Annotated in this window: 16 protein-coding genes; 6 read left to right on the forward strand and 10 right to left on the reverse strand. The window is 70.0% G+C overall.

The features are described 5' to 3' along the window. The first annotated feature begins 24 nt into the window (after nucleotides 1–24). Entirely contained in the window at nucleotides 25–1506 is a 1482-nt protein-coding gene (locus tag BLP83_RS09170) for a tetratricopeptide repeat protein (protein WP_176764088.1), read from the forward strand. A gap of 133 nt (nucleotides 1507–1639) precedes the next feature. On the opposite strand, the gene BLP83_RS09175 is transcribed toward BLP83_RS09170, so the two are convergent. Further along, nucleotides 1640–2347 (reverse strand): hypothetical protein, encoded by a 708-nt coding sequence (locus tag BLP83_RS09175; RefSeq protein WP_091241697.1) that lies wholly within the window; start codon nucleotides 2345–2347, stop codon nucleotides 1640–1642. A gap of 135 nt (nucleotides 2348–2482) precedes the next feature. Here BLP83_RS09175 and BLP83_RS09180 point away from each other — a divergent pair, with 135 nt between their 5' ends. Both BLP83_RS09180 and BLP83_RS09185 read left to right on the forward strand, forming a co-directional pair. Further along, on the forward strand, nucleotides 2483–3418 hold the full coding sequence (locus BLP83_RS09180; RefSeq protein WP_091241699.1) for a right-handed parallel beta-helix repeat-containing protein: 936 nt from the start codon (nucleotides 2483–2485) through the stop codon (nucleotides 3416–3418). 20 nt (nucleotides 3419–3438) lie between these two features. Beyond that, nucleotides 3439–4185 (forward strand): hypothetical protein, encoded by a 747-nt coding sequence (locus BLP83_RS09185; RefSeq protein ID WP_143006628.1) that lies wholly within the window; start codon nucleotides 3439–3441, stop codon nucleotides 4183–4185. 77 nt (nucleotides 4186–4262) lie between these two features. Here the strand turns inward: BLP83_RS09185 and BLP83_RS09190 are convergent, their stop codons facing one another. The 4 genes from BLP83_RS09190 to BLP83_RS09205 all read right to left on the reverse strand — a co-directional run bounded on the left by BLP83_RS09190 (nucleotide 4263) and on the right by BLP83_RS09205 (nucleotide 9921). Next, nucleotides 4263–4934 carry a Fe2+-dependent dioxygenase gene (locus BLP83_RS09190; protein WP_091241705.1) on the reverse strand — a complete coding sequence of 224 codons (672 nt, stop codon included), beginning with the start codon at nucleotides 4932–4934 and terminating at the stop codon, nucleotides 4263–4265. A gap of 72 nt (nucleotides 4935–5006) precedes the next feature. Further along, nucleotides 5007–7154: a TonB-dependent receptor gene (locus tag BLP83_RS09195; RefSeq protein ID WP_176764089.1), complete on the reverse strand. Its 2148-nt coding sequence runs from the start codon at nucleotides 7152–7154 to the stop codon at nucleotides 5007–5009. A gap of 363 nt (nucleotides 7155–7517) precedes the next feature. Then, nucleotides 7518–8747 carry a dipeptidase gene (locus BLP83_RS09200; protein WP_091241711.1) on the reverse strand — a complete coding sequence of 410 codons (1230 nt, stop codon included), beginning with the start codon at nucleotides 8745–8747 and terminating at the stop codon, nucleotides 7518–7520. 271 nt (nucleotides 8748–9018) lie between these two features. Beyond that, nucleotides 9019–9921 carry a hypothetical protein gene (locus tag BLP83_RS09205; protein ID WP_091241713.1) on the reverse strand — a complete coding sequence of 301 codons (903 nt, stop codon included), beginning with the start codon at nucleotides 9919–9921 and terminating at the stop codon, nucleotides 9019–9021. A gap of 390 nt (nucleotides 9922–10311) precedes the next feature. On the opposite strand from BLP83_RS09205, the gene BLP83_RS18655 reads away from it, so the two are divergent. Beyond that, on the forward strand, nucleotides 10312–10473 hold the full coding sequence (locus BLP83_RS18655; RefSeq protein ID WP_176764090.1) for a hypothetical protein: 162 nt from the start codon (nucleotides 10312–10314) through the stop codon (nucleotides 10471–10473). 12 nt (nucleotides 10474–10485) lie between these two features. Here BLP83_RS18655 and BLP83_RS09215 read toward each other — a convergent pair whose 3' ends face one another. Both BLP83_RS09215 and BLP83_RS09220 read right to left on the reverse strand, forming a co-directional pair. Beyond that, the gene (locus tag BLP83_RS09215) at nucleotides 10486–11343 is read right to left on the reverse strand and encodes a class I SAM-dependent methyltransferase (RefSeq protein ID WP_091241717.1); all 858 of its coding nucleotides are present in this window, start codon (nucleotides 11341–11343) and stop codon (nucleotides 10486–10488) included. Between the two features lie 86 nt (nucleotides 11344–11429). Next, nucleotides 11430–12611 (reverse strand): alkane 1-monooxygenase, encoded by a 1182-nt coding sequence (locus tag BLP83_RS09220; protein WP_091241719.1) that lies wholly within the window; start codon nucleotides 12609–12611, stop codon nucleotides 11430–11432. Between the two features lie 105 nt (nucleotides 12612–12716). Here BLP83_RS09220 and BLP83_RS09225 point away from each other — a divergent pair, with 105 nt between their 5' ends. Continuing rightward, entirely contained in the window at nucleotides 12717–13730 is a 1014-nt protein-coding gene (locus tag BLP83_RS09225) for an AraC family transcriptional regulator (RefSeq protein ID WP_176764091.1), read from the forward strand. Nucleotides 13731–13801: 71 nt separating this feature from the next. On the opposite strand, the gene bla is transcribed toward BLP83_RS09225, so the two are convergent. Together bla and BLP83_RS09235 are read right to left on the reverse strand one after the other, a co-directional pair. After that, a complete protein-coding gene (gene bla / locus BLP83_RS09230; protein ID WP_091241724.1) occupies nucleotides 13802–14749 on the reverse strand; it encodes a class A beta-lactamase in 948 nt (315 codons plus the stop codon). Nucleotides 14750–14883: 134 nt separating this feature from the next. After that, a complete protein-coding gene (locus BLP83_RS09235) occupies nucleotides 14884–15756 on the reverse strand; it encodes an RcnB family protein (protein WP_176764092.1) in 873 nt (290 codons plus the stop codon). A 361-nt stretch (nucleotides 15757–16117) separates the two neighbouring features. On the opposite strand from BLP83_RS09235, the gene BLP83_RS09240 reads away from it, so the two are divergent. Further along, nucleotides 16118–16849 (forward strand): class I SAM-dependent methyltransferase, encoded by a 732-nt coding sequence (locus BLP83_RS09240; protein WP_176764093.1) that lies wholly within the window; start codon nucleotides 16118–16120, stop codon nucleotides 16847–16849. Nucleotides 16850–16852: 3 nt separating this feature from the next. Here BLP83_RS09240 and BLP83_RS09245 read toward each other — a convergent pair whose 3' ends face one another. After that, on the reverse strand, nucleotides 16853–17992 hold the full coding sequence (locus BLP83_RS09245; RefSeq protein ID WP_091241728.1) for a tetratricopeptide repeat protein: 1140 nt from the start codon (nucleotides 17990–17992) through the stop codon (nucleotides 16853–16855). Nucleotides 17993–18022: the final 30 nt, after the last annotated feature.

Here is an 18022-nt window from a genome sequence, read left to right on the forward strand (position 1 = left end):
CCTGGCCCAGGAACCTGTCGCCGCATGAGCACCCCCCAGCTGGAAGCTGCCCTGAACCTTCACCGCGCCGGACGCCTCGACGAGGCCGAGCAGGCGTATCGGGCCCTGCTGCCGACCCAGCCGGCCAGCGCCGGGCGTCTGCTTGGCGTGCTGCTTCTGCAGCGCGAGCGCTGGACCGAGGCCGCCGCTGTGCTGGCGCCGCTGTCGCAGGCCGAGCCGCGCGACGCCGAGCTGGCGGTGAACGCCTCGCTGGCCCTGCGCCGCAGCGGTCAGGTCGAGCCCGCCCTGCTGGCCGCGCGTTGCGCCACGGCGTCCGATCCACAGCGGATGTCGGCCTGGAATGCGCTGGGCTTGGCGGCGATGGAGAGCGCCGCCTTCGATGAGGCGCTGGCTGCCTTTGAAAGCGGTTTGAAGCTCAGCCCAGGGCATCCGGCCCTGTGCCTGCACCGCGCCCAGTGCCTGCGCCGACTGGGGCGCTACCACGAGGCCGGACAGGCCTTCTTTGAACTGCTGCAGGCCGACCCGACCCTGCTGGAGGGCTGGCGCGGGCTGGCGATGGTGAACGCCGCCCTCGGCAGCCACGACCTCGCGCTGGAATGCCGGACGCGCGCGCTGTCGCTGCAGCCCGCCGATCCCGAACTGCGGCTCGAACACGCCATCGCCCAGTTGCTGCACGAGCAGGTGGAAGCCGCGGTGCGCTCGATCGAGGCCCTGATCGCCGATGGCCACGACGATGCCCAGACCTGGGCCTGGTTGGGCCGCGCCCAGCTCAAGCGCGGCGAGCGCGAGGCTGCGCGCGCCGCCTTCGTGGAAGCGCAGAAGCGCGACCCGCAGGACCAGGTCGCGGCGCACTTCCTCGCTGCGCTCACCGGCGAGCTGCCGAGCGGCGTCGAGAGCGACTACATCCGTCGCCTGTTCGATGACTTCGCCGGCCATTTCGAGAGCACCCTGGTCGGCAAGTTGGGCTATGCGACGCCGGCGCGCCTCGCCGCCTTCATTCGCGAGCACGCTGGCGACCGCTTCGCGAGCGTGCTCGACCTCGGCTGCGGCACGGGCCTCATGGCCGTCGAACTGGCGGCCGAGGGCCGCGTCATCGATGGCGTCGACCTGTCCACGCGCATGCTCGATGTGGCGCGCGACAAGGGCCTCTATCGCTCGCTGTACGCGTCCGAAGTGCTGGAGTTCCTGCGCGGGCTCGACCAGCGCTGGGATCTGATCGCCGCCGCCGACGTGTTCGTCTACATCGCTGAACTTGCGCCGGTGTTCGCGGCAGCCTTCGAGCGCCTGCCCCCCGGCGGGGTGCTCGCCTTCTCGATCGAGCGCAGCGCCAGCGATGCCACCGAGCTGCCGGCCGAGACCGGCCGCTACCGTCATGCGCCGCAGGCCCTGCGCGCGCAGCTGGCGGCCTGCGGCTTCATCGACATCGCCGAGCAGCCGTCCGAGATACGGCTGGAGAAGGGTGAGCCGGTGGCGGGCGTGCTTCTGCTGGCCAAGCGGCCACGCTGAAGCCGACGCGCACCGGCGCGTTCGAGTGGCGAGGCCTGTGTTGATGTTGCAGGGCCGCTCTTCGCGGCGCAGGCCCAGCCAAGGCGAGGTGTGTGCGCGGGGGCGAGCCTGCCGCGAGACATCGACGACGCGATCAGCTCTCCACGATCCTCGCGCCATCACCTTCCAGCGGCGGGTGGCCCCAGGGCGTGGGCGGAAGGTCGACGGGCGTGCTCAGGTCGAACTCGACCTGGAACAGGCGGCCGCCGGGTCGCGACAGTTCATACAGGTAACGCTTGCCGGGCTCGATCTCGATCGCCCAGGTATTGGTCGTCGAAACCGAGCGGCCCTGCGCATTGAACAGGTCGATGCTGAACGGGTCGACCGGGAACTCCTGGCGCTGCGCCGTGCCTTCGCCGGCGGTGTCGCCGCCGTACTGGGTGAGCACATCCTCGCTGCCGTCGGCATGGCGATGGTCGTGCTTGAGGCGCAGGCCGGTGTCGGTGCGGGTGATGACCCAGGTGCGCGAATGGTCGTCGCCCACATGGAAGGGCAGCTTGACCTCGGTGTCGCCGCACTCGCGTACATGCATCACCAGCGCCTTGCCCGCGAAGGGATCGTTCGGCTCGGCCGGTACGTTGGCGACGATGCGGCCGGCGAAGGCTTGGCCGCAGTGCTGGCGCAGGGCATCGAGAAAGACATCGGGCGCGGCACGCACGACCTGCGCGACCGGCGCTTCCGCTGCGACCGGCCCGGAGGCAGCGGGTGGCGGCGATGCTTCGGTGCTGGCGGGTGGGGCATCGCCGCCGCAGGCAGTGAGCAGACACAGGGCGGGCAGCAGGGCCAGGCACGGAAGCTTCATCGTTGAGGTCCTCGGAAGGTGGCAGGCGCGGGACCGTAGCAGAGCGCCGCGACCCGCGCATCGTCACATTCGTTCAGGCCAAGCGCTGCCTGCACTTCGGCGCTAGCATGCGCCACCGCCATCGGAGTTGCCCTCATGCGCCTTCCCGTCCGTCCGGCTGTTCTGCTCGGCCTGCTCCTGCTGTGTCTGCTGCCGGCATTCGCGCAGGCCCAGGCCACCCGCACCTGGGTCTCCGGCGTGGGCGACGACGCCAACCCCTGCAGCCGTACCGCGCCTTGCCGTACCTTCGCCGGCGCGATCGGCAAAACGGCTGCGGGCGGCCTGATCTCGGTGCTCGATCCGGGCGCCTACGGCACGGTGACCATCACCAAGGCGATGACCATCGAATCGGAGGGCGACATCGCCGGCGTGCTGTTTTCGGGCAGCAATGGCATCGTCATCAACGCAGGCGCCAATGACGTCGTCAGCCTGCGCGGGCTCAGCCTCAACGGCGCCGGCACGGGCCTCAGCGGCGTCCGTTTCCTCGCGGGCAAGGCGCTGATCATCGAAGACCTGAGCATCGAGTCGATGACCACCCACGGGGTGGACTTCCAGCCTGCGGGCCCCGCCAGTCTGGTGATGCGCAAGGTGCAGATCCGTAGCGTCGGCGGCACCGCCGGCGCGGACGCGGCCGTGCACATCAAGCCGGGTGTCGCGGGCTCGGCTGCGATCCAGCTGGAGCGCCTGCAGATCGCCGAGGCCGAGGTCGGCCTGCTGCTGCAGGGGCCGGTCAGCGGCGATGTGCGCGACTCGACGATCCAGGGCGCTGCCTTCTACGGCGTGCACGCGCTCGCCAGCGCCGCGGCCGCCGTCGATCTGCACATCGGCAACTGCAGCGTGATCGACAGCGCGGAGGCCGGCGTGCGCGTGGAAGGCGTCGGCGGCGTGCTGCGGCTTTCGGGCAGCACGGTGACCGGCAATGCGCTGGGCCTGCAATCGGTGGCGGGTGGACAGCTGCTTTCCTACGGCGACAACCGGGTCAGCGGCAACCTGAGCAATGGCGCGCCGACCGGCACACTGGGCCGGCTGTAATGCGTGTCAGCGGATCGTGCGTGCGCGTCTTCCGCGGTATCGCTTGCGGCTGGCTGCTGGCGTGTGCGCCCGCACTGGCGCAGCAGGTGGTGACCCCCGGCTTTGGCGGCTGCGGCAGTTTCGATGAGGAGCGACGCCTCGAGTTCACCCTCGCCGCGCCGGTCAGCGCGGGTCAGACGCTGAGCCTCGCGCTTGCGGTGGGGCCGGGCCTGGTCAGTGGGCTGAGCCTGGGCGACAGCCGCGGCAATGTCTATCTGCCCTTGGCGGCCAGCCGTGGCCGCGAGCACGATGCGGCCGCTCTGGTCTGGGCCGGTCGCCTACAGCAGGGGCTGAGCGCGGGCGATCGCCTGCAGCTGCGTCTGGACAGCCTCGTCACCGACACCCGGGCCTGCGTGCTGGCCTTGGGCTATGGCGATCTGCTGGCTGTGCCGGGAAGCCTGCGTGCGGCAAACGCCGCGCACGGACAGGACGCGCAGCCGAGCCTCGGCCTTGTGAACATGACGCCTGCCGTGGCCCAGGCCGCGCTGGCGGTGTTCGCCTTCGAGTCGAGCCCGGGCGCGTTGACGGCGGCCGGCGATCTCGCCGTGCTGGGACCGATCTGCGCCAGCGGTGGGACGCCCTGCCTTGCGCTGGCGCATGCGCAGGGCGATACCGGCAGTGCGATCGCTCCGAGCCTGGTGCTCACCGCAGCGCAGGCCGTGGGCTGGCAGGGCGCCGCGGTGGTGCTGCCACGCGCCAGCTTGTTCCGCGACGGCTTCGAATCCTAGGGCACCAAGGATCAAGTCCCTCCTGGCCTTGATCAGTGGTCGCGAGTCCGGCACATGTCCGGACGCGCTCTTACGCGTCACAGCTCCGCCCACTGCCTCAACAGGTTGTGATAGACGCCCGACAGCTGCACCAGCTCCGCGCTTTCGCCGTGGCGGCGGCGCAGGCCCTGGATGTTGAGATCGAGATCCAGCAGCAGGCGGCGCTGTTCGCCGCTGCGCACCAGGCTCTGCACCCAGAAGAACGAGGCGATGCGCTCGCCGCGGGTGACCGGCGCCACCCGATGCAGGGTCGTTGCCGGATACAGGATCATCGCGCCGGCGGCCAGCTTGATGCGCTGGGTGCCCTGGTAGTCCTCGATCAGCAGCTCGCCGCCCTCGTAGTCCTCGGGCGCATTCAGGAACAGCGTGCAGGAGAGGTCCGTGCGCAGCTTGTGCGACTCACCGCGGATGGCATTGTCGATGTGGTGGCCGAAGTCCATGCCTTCGCCGTAGCGGTTGAACAATGGCGGAAAAATGGCGTGGGGAAGCGCTGCGGCAATGAACAGCGGATGCGCCGAGAGCTTGCGCAGGATCAGCGCGCCCAGCACCTGGGCGGCCTCGCAGTCCTCGGGCAGCTGCTGGTTGCGCTTCACCTGGGCCGACTGGTGGCCGGCGGTGATGCGCCCATCCGCCCAGGGCGCGCGCGCAAGCTGCTCGCGGGCGAGGGTCAGTTCATCAGCGGTGAGCACGTCGGGGATGGGCAGCAGCATGGCGGCTCCGGCTTTTGTCGTAGGGAGGGGGCGCAGCACGCCGGGCACGTCCCCGGCGTGCTGCGCGGGGCATCAGAGCGCGTAGCTGAAGCTCAGGCGCCAGCTGCGGCCTTCGCCCGGGGTGAGGAACACCGGGTGCGCGAACTCGAAGTACTCGGTGTCGGCGAGGTTGTAGGCGTTCAGAGCGATCCGCCACTGCTTGGCGCGATAGCCGGCGTAGGCATCCCAGCGCGTGTACGCCGGCACGGCCAGGGTGTTGGCCGTGTTGGCGAAGCGTTCGCCGACGTGGAAGGCACCGCCGCCCAGCTCAAAGCCCCGGCCGAACTCGTAGACCGTCCACAGGCTGGCGCTGCGCTTCGGCGCGTTCGAGGGTCGGTTGCCCTCGATCGGCAGCCCACCGTTGGTGAGGTTGGATTCGACGATTTCCGGGTCCATCAGGGCCACACCGCCAAACACGTGCCACGCCTCGGTGATGGCACCGGAGATGCCGAGCTCCACGCCGCGGCTGCGCTGGCGACCGTCCAGGGTCTGCACGGCGGTATTGCTCGGGTCGACATCGCGGGCGTTGAACTTGTCGAGGGCGAACAGCGCCACATCGACCAGCAGGCGATCGCCGAAGGGCGTGTACTTGAAGCCGAGCTCGAGGTTGCGCGTCTCCTCCGGGTCGAGCTGGGCCGAGCTCTCGCTCAAGCCGAAGGTTTCTGCTGAGGGGTTGAAGGCGTTGGAAGCATTGGCATACCAGGCGGTCTTCTCGCTCGGCTGGTAGACCGCGCCCAGCGTGTAGGCAGTCATGTTGTCCTCGCGCTCGAGCACCGCACCGGTGAGCTGGTTGCTGACCCGAGCCTCGAAGCGGTCGTGGCGCAGTCCGGCCAGCAGACGCCAGTGCTCGCTCAGCTTGAGGTTGTCCTGCAGATAGAGCGCGCGAGTGTCGGTGGCCGTCTTGCTGTAGCCGGCCAGCGCGGCGCCCTCCAGCGAACTGGGCAGCGGCTCGGTGACGCGGACCGAGCCCGGGTTCAGCAGCGGCACCGGAGGTAGCGCGGGCAGGCCCGCGCGCGAGCGGTTGCTGAAGTCCTCCCGGCCGAATTCGAGGCCGAGCGCGAAGTCGTGGCTGACCGCTCCCGTGTTCGCGCTGAAGACCAGATCGGTCTGGTTGTAGAGATTATTCTGGGTCGTTCCGGACAGCGAATGATTGCGGGTCACCAGCGTGCTCGCGTCCGGGTTGGCGACGGTGACCGCATTCGGCCGCACCATCCGATGCAGTCGCTCGACTTCGCTGAAGCTCAGGGTGTGGCGCAGCTCGGCGCCATTCGCAAAGCCGTGGCTCAGGGCCACGCGGCTGCTGAGGACGTCGAACTGGACGAAGGAGTCGCGGCCGAGGCCGTAGTGGTTGCCGCGCGGCACATCCACCGGCGTGCCCGACGGCGTGTGCCAGGGAATGCCGTAGTCGGACACGCCGTCTTCGGTCTGCCACAGCAGGTTGGCGTCCAGCCGCGTGGTTTCGCCAAGGCGCAGGCCCAGGCTGGGCGCCACGCCGCGACGCTCAAGGAACACCTCGTCGCGGAAGCTGTCGGCATCGTGATACAGCGCGGCCACGCGCAAGCCCGCGGCCTCGTTGACGCTCTCGTTCACATCAAGCACGGCGCGCTGCAGGCGGTTCGCGCCGAGACTGAGGTCGATGCGCTGGAAGTCCTCCGGCTGCGGGCGCTTCGAGGCGGTGTTGACCACGCCACCGGCGGCGCCGCGACCGAACTGCATGGCGGCGGCACCCTTCAGCACTTCGACCTGTTCGGTGGCAAAGGTGTCGCGGGCGTACTGGCCGTTGTCGCGCACGCCGTCGAGGTAGATGTCGGTACGCCCGCCGAAGCCGCGCAGGCTGATGTTGTCGCCTCTGAACCCGCCTTCGCCCGAAGCCAGGGTAAGGCCGGCCACATTGCGCAAGGCATCGGCCAGGTTGATCGCGCCCTGGGTCTCGATCACCGCATTCGGCACCACGCTGACCGCGCGCGGGGCATCGCGCAGCGGCTCGGGCATCTTCAGGCCACCGGCCTCCGCGCGGTAGCGATCGGGCGCGCTGCCCTGCACGTCGACGCGGTCCAGCTGTTCAGCGTGGGCGCTGGCGCCGTCGGCGGTTTCGATAAGGACCGATTCGGCCTGGGCGGGAAGGGCAAACGCAGCGAGCAGCGCCGCATACAGCGGTGCACTGTGGGTGGAGGAGGGCATTGCGGAACTCCGGTCGAAAGGCAGGCGTGTGGTCGTGAGGGCCTGGCTGTGGACCGTGGAGACTGGCTTCCGAAGCGGACGCGATCGGTCGTGCATGACACGAACGTACGGTCGATCCGGAGCCCGCCGCACAGTCCCACTCGAACGGCTGGGTACCCGCGGGGCCGCGAGCTTCAGAGCGTCGCGGCGGATGCTCAGTTTAGATGCAAATGCGAATAGATCGCAATAATGTCTCGGCCTGAAGAGGCGAAGCGCCGGCGCTCAGCGGCGAGGTCTGCCCGCGGTGTCGCTACCCGCGGGGGCATCAGGCGGTTGGGGTGAGGGCGCGCCAGCCGATGGGCCAGCGAGTTGGCGGGGACGGGCTCAGTCCGCTTCGGCCGCATCCTGCGCTGCGCGCAGGATGCGCAAGACGTTGCCGCCCCAGAGCTTGCGAATTTCCTCTTCGCTATAGCCGCGGCGCATGAGCTCCCAGGTGACGTTGAGCGTCTCGGCGGCATTGTCCCAGCCAACCACGCCGCCGCCGCCGTCGAAATCCGAGGCGATGCCGACGTGGTCAACGCCGATCAGGTCAACGGCGTAGTCGATGTGGTCGACGAAGGCGCCGAGGCCCACGTCGGCGTAGCGCGCGCGCAGGTCGAGCACGCCCTGGTTGTACGCGGCGATGTCGGCTTCGCTGGCGGCATCCCAACCCTTGGCGACGTGCTTGGCGCGCAGTTCGGCGATGCCGGCGGCCACCTCTGGCGCGAGCGCCGCCACGTACGAACGGAAAGCCACCATCTGGGCGACGCCGCCGTTGTCGCGGATCGCCTTCAATTGCTCGTCATCGAGATTTCGGGCGTTCTCATAGCGGCCGGCGGCGCCGGAGTGCGAGGCGATGACCGGCGCGCGTGACAGCGCGACGGCTTCCAGCATCGAGCGTTTGCCGACGTGGCTGATGTCGACCAGGATGCCGTGATCGTTGAGTGCCTTGACAAGATCGCGACCCAGCTCGGTGAGGCCGCCGTCCTCGGGCGCATCGCCCAGCGCCGGATTCGGATTGGAGCTTCCGCCGAACTGGTTGTGGCCCATATGGGTGAGACCGACATAGCGCACGCCGCGCTCGGCCCAGAGCGGAATGCTCTCGATCGAGGGCCCCAGCGGATAGGCGTTCTCCATGCCGATCAGCGCGACCTTGCGCCCGCTGGCATGGATGGCCTCGACCTCCTCGGCCGTCTTCGCCAGCGCGATCTGATCCGGATAGGCCTCGATGGCGCGGCGGATCGCGCGGTAGCTGTCTTCGGCGCTGGCCGCGGCTTTGGCATAGCCCGCTTCATCGCGCGCGCCCTGGCCGGTGAACACGATCAGGAACATCGCATCGAGGCCGCCCGCCCGCATCTTCGGCAGATCGACCTGGGCGCGCGTGAAGCGGCCGGGGTCGAGTTGTTCGGTGGCGTAACCGCGGCCGATATCGACGTGGGTGTCGAGCGTGAGTACGCGCGAATGCAGGCTGCGGGCCTCGCTCTCCCCGACGTCGCGGGCTTCGCGCGCAAGGCAGGGCAGCGATGTGGCAAGGCACAAGACAGCCAGCAGCGGGGCACGCAGCGATCGGGTCATGGGGAAGAAGAAAGTAGTGGAACACGCCCTCAGTCTTGTCCGCCGCAGGACGCACCGACAGCCCCGAAAGTCCCGGTCAATTGGACGGCGTTTATCCGAGCTATGCCCCTGAGCAAGACAAGCGCCCTGTAGCGCTCAGCGCGAAGAGAGGCCTTGCATGGGCTGGGATCTGGCGCCGGATCACCGCCCTGAGCGTGGGCCGGCCCACCGATCTTGCCGCCGGCGCGGCCCCGGCGGGGTTCCGGGCGCCCGCCGGGGCCGCAGCACGAACTCAACCTTCTGATGCGGGACCGGTTGAGTCTTCGTCGCCAAACTCGATGTGCACGTGCTCGTTCCACTCGCGCGCCGCCTCACGCGTGTACCAGCGACCATCGACCTGGACCAGCGTCTGCTCGAAATGCAAGGGGGCGTCAAAGACAGTGAAGGTGGTGCGCACACGTGCTTCATCCCCATCGACCTCGAGCACGTCCATGCGTGCCGTCGAGGCGATGGCGTCGAGATCAATGCCGTAGAGCTTCACCGCTTGTTTGCCCGCGGCCAGCATTCGTCCGCCGTGTCCCAGAACCTGCTCGAAACTCAGCATCTTGAACTGTTCCAGTTCGCTGATGCCCGTCCGCCGCGCGGCATCGGCCACCAGGGTCAGCGCCTGACGGAGCGTATCCACGCTGAAGAAATCGGTCTGGATCACCCAGGCCTCAATGCCCGGCAACGCCGCCTTGAGCATGGCGCGTTGTTCTTCGGTCAGGTCCGAGTCGGGCGAGGTGACGGCCATGTTCAGGGCGCCGAGTCCCAGCAGAATCATGCCTTCCGATTGCGCGGCACGCTCGGTCAACTTCGGCTCGATCTCCGCCATCAGGGTGTCGACCGCGTCAGGTGCGATCAGCTTCTGAACGCTCTCTGCAAACTCGGCGCGCTGCGACTCGGTCGTCGGTCGCTGGCGAGCCTGCTCGTACTTGTCCAACAGCGTCTGGTAGTGCGCTGGCGGAACGCTGCCGCGAACGAGACCCACAAGGTCATTGCTGCGGAAGTGCCTGACCAGTTCCTGCAGCTGAAGGCTGGGATCCGCCGCAGCGACCGCGGCGGTCGCGACGGCCATGGGGGGCTGTGCCGGCAGGGTCTGCGGGGCCAGACCCAGGCAGGCCAGCAGTGAAAGGGTGAGCATCGTGCTGCGCATGGGCATCCTCCTTGTGCGGCGCCGGGCGGATCGCCGTGGCCGCGTGTCCCGATCGAGACTCCCGGCTGGCCTCCTGCCGGCCGGGGGTCAGTGTCCTGCATGCCGTCATCCGCTCGCAGCAGGCCCTGCTCGGCAACGGTTGCGGTGGGCGTCCGGGGCAGCAGGTGGATTTAGTGTTGTAGATAACTACAACACCAATCAGTGCCAAAAGTCATGCGCGCGGGTCACGTGCCGCCGCGCATCGCGTCGGGCGGGTTCGCAGTCGAGTACGTTCGCGCTCTTGCAGTCGGCGTGCCCCTGCGCTTTCGCCTGCATGCCGGCTACGGATCAGCGTCCGCGGCGCGCGGGATCGACGCCGCTGTCACCCCAATCGCACCCGAGGTGCCCGCCATGCTGAGACTGTGGATCACCCTGCTGCTGGTGCTGTTGCTGATCGGCGCGGTGGTCGGCGCGCTGACGCGCACCGAGACCAAGCGGCTGTGGGCGTTGGCCTTGGGCCTGCTGTGCGTGGGGCTGATCGGCGGCGGCCTGCTGTGGATCCTCGCGCCTTGAGCGCAGCGAGGCTCAGCGTCCCCGGCCGGTGCGCTTGACCGCGAACACGCCGTCCAGCGCCAGTTCGGCCTTGAAGCCAGCAGTCTCCAGACGCTTGGCGACCTCGCGCGGCACGTCGCGACCGCTGGTCAGGCGGTTCGGTGCGCCGGTGTAGTGGAACAGGCGGCCGCCGGGCTTCAGCACCCGCTCCAGCTGGTCGTAGAAGGCCTGCGAGTAGAGTTCGCCGGCGATGCCGAAGCGTGGCGGGTCGTGCAGGGCGGCGTCGAAGCTGGATTCGGGCAGTCCCGTAATCGCCAGCGATACGTCGCCCTGACGCAGCTCCAGCCGGCCGCCGGCCTCGGGTGCCGACGGGTCCGGCGACCATGGGTTGAGGCTGCGCAGCCAGTGCACGGAAGGGTTCTTCTCGAAGCTCAGGATCTGCGCGGCGCCCTGCGCCAGCGCGCAGGCGGCGAAGTAGCCGAGGCCCCCGCAGGTGTCGAGCAGGCGCTTGCCGCGCGGCTGCACCAGCTCGACCTTGCGGCGCGCGTCCTCGAAGGGCGAGAGCTTCGCGGTCGGCAGCATCTTGATGCCATCGATCTCGAAGGTCGGCGCGCCCCACTCGGTCGGCACCAGCTTGATCAGCGCGCCGGCGAAGCGCGACACCACGCTGAACGCCTGCCCGTCGAACCAGTACAGCGTGCGGTCCTTGAGCTCGCCCGGCCAGGGATAGTGCGCGCCATCAAGCGTCCAGCCGTCGGCGTCGAGCAGAGCTTCGGCCTCGCTGCGGCCGAGGTCGAAGCTGGCGCGCAGGCGCGACTGGCCCGACTCCTGCGCGCGGCGCAGGGCCTCGGCCAGGGATCGGGTGAGCAGTGGGCCGCGGTAGTGGGTCAAGCCGGTGTCCAGCGCAGGCGAGGGGACGCGGACCTTAGCAAAGCCCCGAATCGCGCGCCCGCTCAGGACAGCGCGCCACTCGCAGCTTAGGCGTTTCTCGCCATCCCGAAGCGATCGCGCAGCCTTGCCTCGTGCCGCGGGTCGAAGTTGACGCGCGCGGCGTCGCCGTCCGCCGCAGTGATCACCCGCCGGTCCATCACCCGGAACCACAGCGGCGGCACATAGGCCAGCAGGAACATGCCGAAGTAGCCGGTCGGCAGCTGCGGCGCCTCCTCGAAGTGGCGGAGGCTCTGGTAGCGGCGCGCGGCATGGGCGTGGTGGTCGGCGTGCCGCTGCAGGTGGAACAGCACCCAGTTCGAGACCAGCGAGTTGCTGTTCCAGGAGTGGCGCGGCGTGCAGCGCTCCAGCCGGCCCTCGGCGTCGATCCGCCGCTTCAGGCCGTAGTGCTCGATGTAGTTGGCCGAGGACAGTTGGAAGTTGGCCCAGGCCGAGGCCAGCAGCAGGAAGCCCAGCACGCCGGCGCCCAGCCACAGCACCAGCCCGGCCCATAGCGCCAGAGTGATCGCGCCGGTCTGCAGGATCTCGTTGTCGTGATGCCAGGCGCTGCGGCCTGCGCGCTGCAGTCGCCCGGCTTCCAGCCCCCATGCGCGTCGCCACGCGCCGGGCCATTCGCGTAGCACGAAACGCCAGATCGACTCGCCGAGGCGCGCCGAGGCCGGATCTTCGAAGGTCGCGACATCGCGGTGATGGCCGCGGTTGTGCTCGACCACGAAGTGGCCATATGCGGTGGGTGCCAGCACCCATTGCGCCAGCGCGCGTTCGAGGCGCGACTTCTTGTGGCCCAGCTCGTGGCCCGCATTGATGCAGAAGCCGCCGACCACGCCGGTGGACAGCGCCAGCGCCAGCCAGCCGTGCCAGGGCAGGTCGGCGCGCGTGGCGTACCACGCACCGACGATGAACCAGAACCAGAGCAGGGGCACCACCGCCCAGGTGATCCAGCGGTAGTAGCGGTCCTCCTCCAGCGCCGGCACCAGTGCCTCCGGCGGATTGCCGCGGTCCTCGCCGACCGCCCAGTCGAGCAGGGGCAGGGCGACGTAGACCAGCAGCAGCGGTGCCCACAGCGCGAGAGGTGTGTCCAGCGCTTCGGCCAGCAGTGGGCCGGCGCCGATCAGGCTGGGCACAGCCAGCGACAGCAGCCAAAGCGGGCGCTTGCGGTCGTGCCAAGGCTGGGCTTCAAGCGTCGGGGTCGAGGCGCAGGGTGTGGACACGGGGAAGGCTCGAACGGAGGGTCCGGTGCAGCGTGTCGCCCCGGGCGGCAGGCTTCCAGCGTCACAGCTGCCAGCCACTCGTCAATTCGTGCCAGCATGCCGCGCATGTCGCCATCGTCCGCGCCCGCCCTGCATCCGGCCTACGCACGCCTGCTGCTGCTGCAGCTGCGCCGGCACGGGCTGAAGGCCGAGTCCGTCCTCGCCCAGGCGGGCCTGGTCATGTCCGAGCTGGAGGGTGACGAGCGCCTGCTCGACCGCGAGCGGCTGCGCCGGCTGGTGCTCGGCGCGTTGCGCGCCAGCGGTCGGCCCTGGCTGGGGCTGGAGTTCGGCGCCGCGGTGCCGGTGCTGAGCCACGGGCCGCTGGGCCTGGCCGCCTCGGCCAGCGGCACTCTGGGCGAAGCGCTGGCGCTGATCGCGCGCTTCCTCGCCCTGCGCGCGCCACTGCTGCGGCTGGAGGTCTCGCAGGCCGCGGGCGGGCTGTGGGCCCGCTTCGAGACCGAAGCGGATCTCGGCGAGGCGCGCACGTTCGTGCTCGAAGCCGCGCTGGTGATGCTGGAGCGCCTGCTGCAGGGCCTGTGCGCGCGCGACTTCGCCGCCGCGGGCATCGAGCTGCCGTGGCCGCGCCCGACTTGGGCGCGCCACTACGCGGCCTTCCTTGCCTCGCCGCTGCGTTTCGATGCGCGCGCGGCACGGCTGTGGCTGCCGGAGACGCTGGCGCAGGCACCCTGCCTGTCGGCCGATCCGGCCGCCTTGGCGTTTGCGCGCGCCGAGTGCGAGCGGCGGCTGGCCGCGGCCAGCCCGCGCCTCGATTTCGTCGCGGCCATTCGCCGTCGCCTGCAGGCCTGCGAAGGCGACTATCCCGACGCGCCACAGATGGCCGCCGAGCTGGGCCTTTCGCTGCGCAGCTTCTTCCGCCGCCTGGCCGACGAGGAACTGCGCTGGCGTAGCCTGCTGGATGAGGCGCGCTACGCGCGCGCCCTGCAGTTGCTGCGCGAGACCGATCTGCCGGTCGAGCGGATTGCGGAGCGACTGGGCTATGCCGACGCCAGCAACTTCAGCCGTTGTCTGCGGCGCTGGTGCGGCAGGAGCGCACGTGAGCTGCGCGCGGAACACCGCTGATTGACCGCAGGCCGGGTCGGGAAACGGGAAACCCGAACTCGCCGCGATTGGCCGCCGCAGGCGTCGGCGGCTTACCCCACCCAGGCGGCGACGATGCGACCGACCTCAGCCAGCACGGCATCGTCCTGTGGGCGCATGTGCGGATAGGGCGCGTCCGCTTCGTAGTAGGCCGCAATCAAGGTCGGCGGCCGACGTGGCGGCCAGGCGATGGCGACATCGTTGTGCTTGTTGGCGAAGCCCTCGCCGATCGCGGTGCCGGTCTTGTCGCCGATCCGCCAGTCGGGCGGCAGGCCGGCGCGCAGGCGCTTCAGACCCGTGCGGGTCTCGATCATCCAATGCGCAAGGACGCGCTGGCTGCTGGCATCCAGAAGGCCGGGCCCGAACAGTCGCGCGCACAGTCTGGCCATGCCGCGCGGACTGACGGTGTCGCGCTGCTCGCCCGTCGGCACCTCGTTCATCTCAGGCTCCCAGCGGTCGACGCGAAGATCGGTCTCGCCGAGGGCGCGCAGGCGCGCAGTGAAGCCTTGGGGGCCGTCGAACAGCCGAAGCAGCAGGTTGGCGGCGAGGTTGTCGCTGGTGGTCTGGATCGCCCGCGCCAGTTCGAGCGCGCTCAGGTGCGTGCGTCCCGAGGCGCGCGCGGCGTCGACGGCGGGCTGGTGCGGTACGTCTGGCTGGCTGTCAAGCGCGATCGGGGCATGGCCATCGAGGCGCCCGTCCGCATGCTCGCGCAGCACCAGCGCCGCCAGCGGCAGCTTGAAGGTCGAACACAGCGCGAAGCGCTCGCCGTCGCGCCAGCCGAAGCCCAGGCCGCTGCCGGTGTCGAGCACGGCCACGCCCAAGCGCCCACCATGGGCGCTTTCCAGCTGGGCGAGGCGCAGGCTCGCGGCTTCGGTGCTGAGCCGCGCGGAGGCGGGGGTGGATGTGGCTGGCGTCGCGATGGCGGCTGCTGGCAGCAGGGCGAGGCCACCACCGGCGGCAAGGCCGCCCAGCAGGCGGCGGCGGAGTCCAAGTCGGGACATTCGGAAGCGCTCTGGTTCAGGGCGCTTGAGCCTGCCCGGCAGAGATGGCGAAACGCGGGCAGCAGGCTGCATCGCCGGGGCAGCACGCCTCCGGCGCGAGGCCGGAGGCGACTGCGGGATCGGCCTCGCGCCGATCAGTAGTAGAAGAAGCCGTAGAGCACGTCGACGATCTCGCCGCTGCGCTCATCGACCAGCAGCAGGTCGCCGTCGACACGCAGCCAGCGGCAGCCCCAAGGCGGCGCAGCCAGGCGGTAGTAGCGCCAGTCCACGTACCAGTCGTTGACCAGGAACACCGGCGGCAGGCGATAGCCGATGCGCCAGCTCTGCGCGCGATAGCCGCGCGGATAGACGTAGCGCACCTCGGCGCGGTAGCGATGCCCACCCCAGCCGTGCTGCCAGTGGCGGCGCCACTCGGGGTGGCGCCAGTCACCACGCCAGTCGCCGCGATGGCGATCATCGTGGCGCCAATCGTTGCGACGAAAATCATCGCGGCGCCAGTCGCCGCGTCCGCGGTGTTCCTCACGCCAGTCGCGGTCCGACTGCCAGTGCCTCGCGTCGTCGCGTCGAGTGCCGGAGTTCCAGTGATCGCGGCGATCCTGGCCCCAGCGGTCGCCCTGCCACTGCGGCTCGCGACCACCGCGATGCTCGGGCTCGCGATGGCCGCCCTGCCAGCCGGCGATGCGCTGCATCTGGCTCGATTCGCCGCGCGACTCCCCGCGCCAGCCTTCGCTGCGCGAACTGCCGCGCTCCTGCCAGCTGTCGCGGCGGTCCTGCGAGCCTGCCTGCCAGCTCTGCTCGCGTTCGCCGCGGCCACCGCCGCGTTCACCCCAGCCGCCATCGCCGTGGCCCTTGTCGGAATCGCCGCGTTCGACCCCGCTGTCGCTGCCGCGACCGCCATAGTCGGCGCCGCGATCCGGACGCTCGGCGTGGGCGCTGCCGGCGGCCAGCGCAAGGCCGATCAGGAGGGTGGCGTGGCTGAGGAAGCGACCGCTGAGCTGGGTTCTCATGACTTCGTATCCGTCGATGGGTCGAGGTCCCGTCCGCGGGATGGCCTCGCACCGCGCTGCCGGGCTTGAACTCTGCCGGGCGTCCCGCCCGGCCCCCGGCGCAGAGGCCGGGAGGCGACGATCGGCAGCGACCGTCGCGAGGCAGAGCATCGAGTCTGCAAGCTGTACGCGAGGTGGCCCACGCGCCGGCCTGTGCGCCTCGTTCAGCTGGCGAATGGCTTGCCACACGTCGCCTGAGCACCGACACATCGGAAATGTCTGCCAGCGCATCGCGGTTCCGTATGCGCTGCCGCGCCGAGGGGTCGCCAGCAGGCTGGTAGCATCCGCGCCGGTTTCGAAACGTCAGCGGGAGCTCGTCGTCGTGCCGACCGTCGTCCATCGCCTTTCGCGAAGAGTCCAGCGCAGCCTGCGCACCCGCGGCCTGTGGGGAAGCCTGGGCCATGCGGTTCGCAGCTTGCTCGCCCGCCTTGGTGGGGCGCGCTCGGACAAGGAGTTTGCCGCCGATGACGATTTCGATCGCCGTTACGGCGTCGACACGGCAGGCGTGATCCCGCAGGCGGATCTCGATGTCGAGCGCGACAGCTGGGTCCACGGCTCCGCCTACGTCGCCACCAGCCCGGTCGACTTCGCCGCCGTGCTGGCGCCATTCTCGCTCGCGCCGGAGCGCAGCAGCTTCGTCGACCTCGGCTGCGGCAAAGGGCGCGTGCTGCTGATGGCCGCGGCGCTGCCCTTCGATCGGATCATCGGGGTCGAGTATTCGCCGGCGCTGTCGGAGGTCGCGCGCGCCAACCTCGACCGCTACCGCGGCCCGCGCCAGGCGCGACGCATCGAAGTCCACACAGGCGATGCCGGCGAATACGACTTTCCCGCGGGTGATCTGGTGGTGTTCATGTACCACCCCTTCGACGAGGTGGTGATGGCCCGCGTGCTGGCGCAGCTGTCCGCGTCCCTGCGCGCCGCCCCGCGACGGGCCCTGGTGCTGTACTTCAAGCCGGTGCACGCCAGCCTGTGGCTGCAGACCGAACTGTTCAGCGTCCGCCATCGCAGCGGGCTCTACGACGTCTACGAGCACCGGCTTGCCGAAGCGGCCTGAGCCTCAGCCCGAGCGCCGCGCCTGCAGAGATACGGTGCCATGGCCGCGCTGGCGCAGGCCCTCCAGCTTGGCCTGGTAGCGCGTGTGCTCCGCGCCTTCGCTGGTGCTGCGCGCGGCCTCCAGCGCACGTGCGGCACGGTCCACACGCCCCAGCTGGGCCCAGGCGCGCGCCAGCGCGAAATGGAAGCGGTGGTCGTAGCGATGCAGGCGGATCGCGCGCCGCAGGTGATCGACGGCGCCGGCCGCATCGCCCGCCGCCTCGCTCTGCAGGCCGAGCAGGAAGTGGTGGAAGGGATCGCGCTGCTGGGCATGCGCAAGGCGACGACGCATATCGCTGGCCAGTCCGCCGCGCTGCTCGCGCGCATACAGTTCGCCGAGGTTGAACAGCGCGCCCGCGTGGTCGGGCTCGATGGCGAGCGCCGCCAGGTAGGCGCGCTCGGCGGCGTTCGGGTTGCCAAGGCGGCCTTCGATCACGCCTGCATTGCTGTGGGCGGCGGCGTGCCGCGGGTCAATCGCGATGGCCTGGCGTGCGTGTGTCAGCGCTGCCCCCGCAGCGCCCAGCGCGAGCAGTTCGGCGGCGCGGTTGCTGTGGAAGTGGGCCAACAGGCGGGCGTCGTCGATCGGCCGCGGCGGCTCGCGGGTAATGACCTGGTTCGAGGCGATATCGATGGTGAAGCGGCGGCCATCGATGCGCACGCCCGCATTCACGTGAAGGGTTCGGTAGACGCTGCCGCCTTCCTGGTACCAGCTGACCGCATCGGCGTCCTGGCCGTAGGCCTGCAGGCCCAACTCGCGGGCCAGCGCCACGGTGACCAGGGTGAAGGTCAGGCAGTTGCCCTCGCGCCGCTCGAAGGCCTCGGCCACGCTCAGGGTGGCGTCATGCCGGTAGCGCAGGCCGAGGCCTTCGGGCTTGAGCAGGAAATCCGCCAGCGCCTGCAGGCTTCGCGCCGGGTCGGGGTTGGGTCGTACGCTCGCCTGCAGCTGCTGGCGCAGGGCCTCGGGCACCTGCAACAGCTGGGCATCGGCAGACTGTTCTTCAGTCGCTGCGAGCCGCGCCGGCACGGTTGGCTGGGCGCCGGCGTTGGCGACTGACGCAAGGACGCAACACAGGAACTGCACCAGCAGACGCGCGAGGCAGGCCATGGCGAGCACTCCTGGTCGCCCGGAGAGCGA

The sequence above is a fragment of the Aquimonas voraii genome (assembly GCF_900101825.1).
GTDB lineage: Bacteria > Pseudomonadota > Gammaproteobacteria > Xanthomonadales > Xanthomonadaceae > Aquimonas > Aquimonas voraii.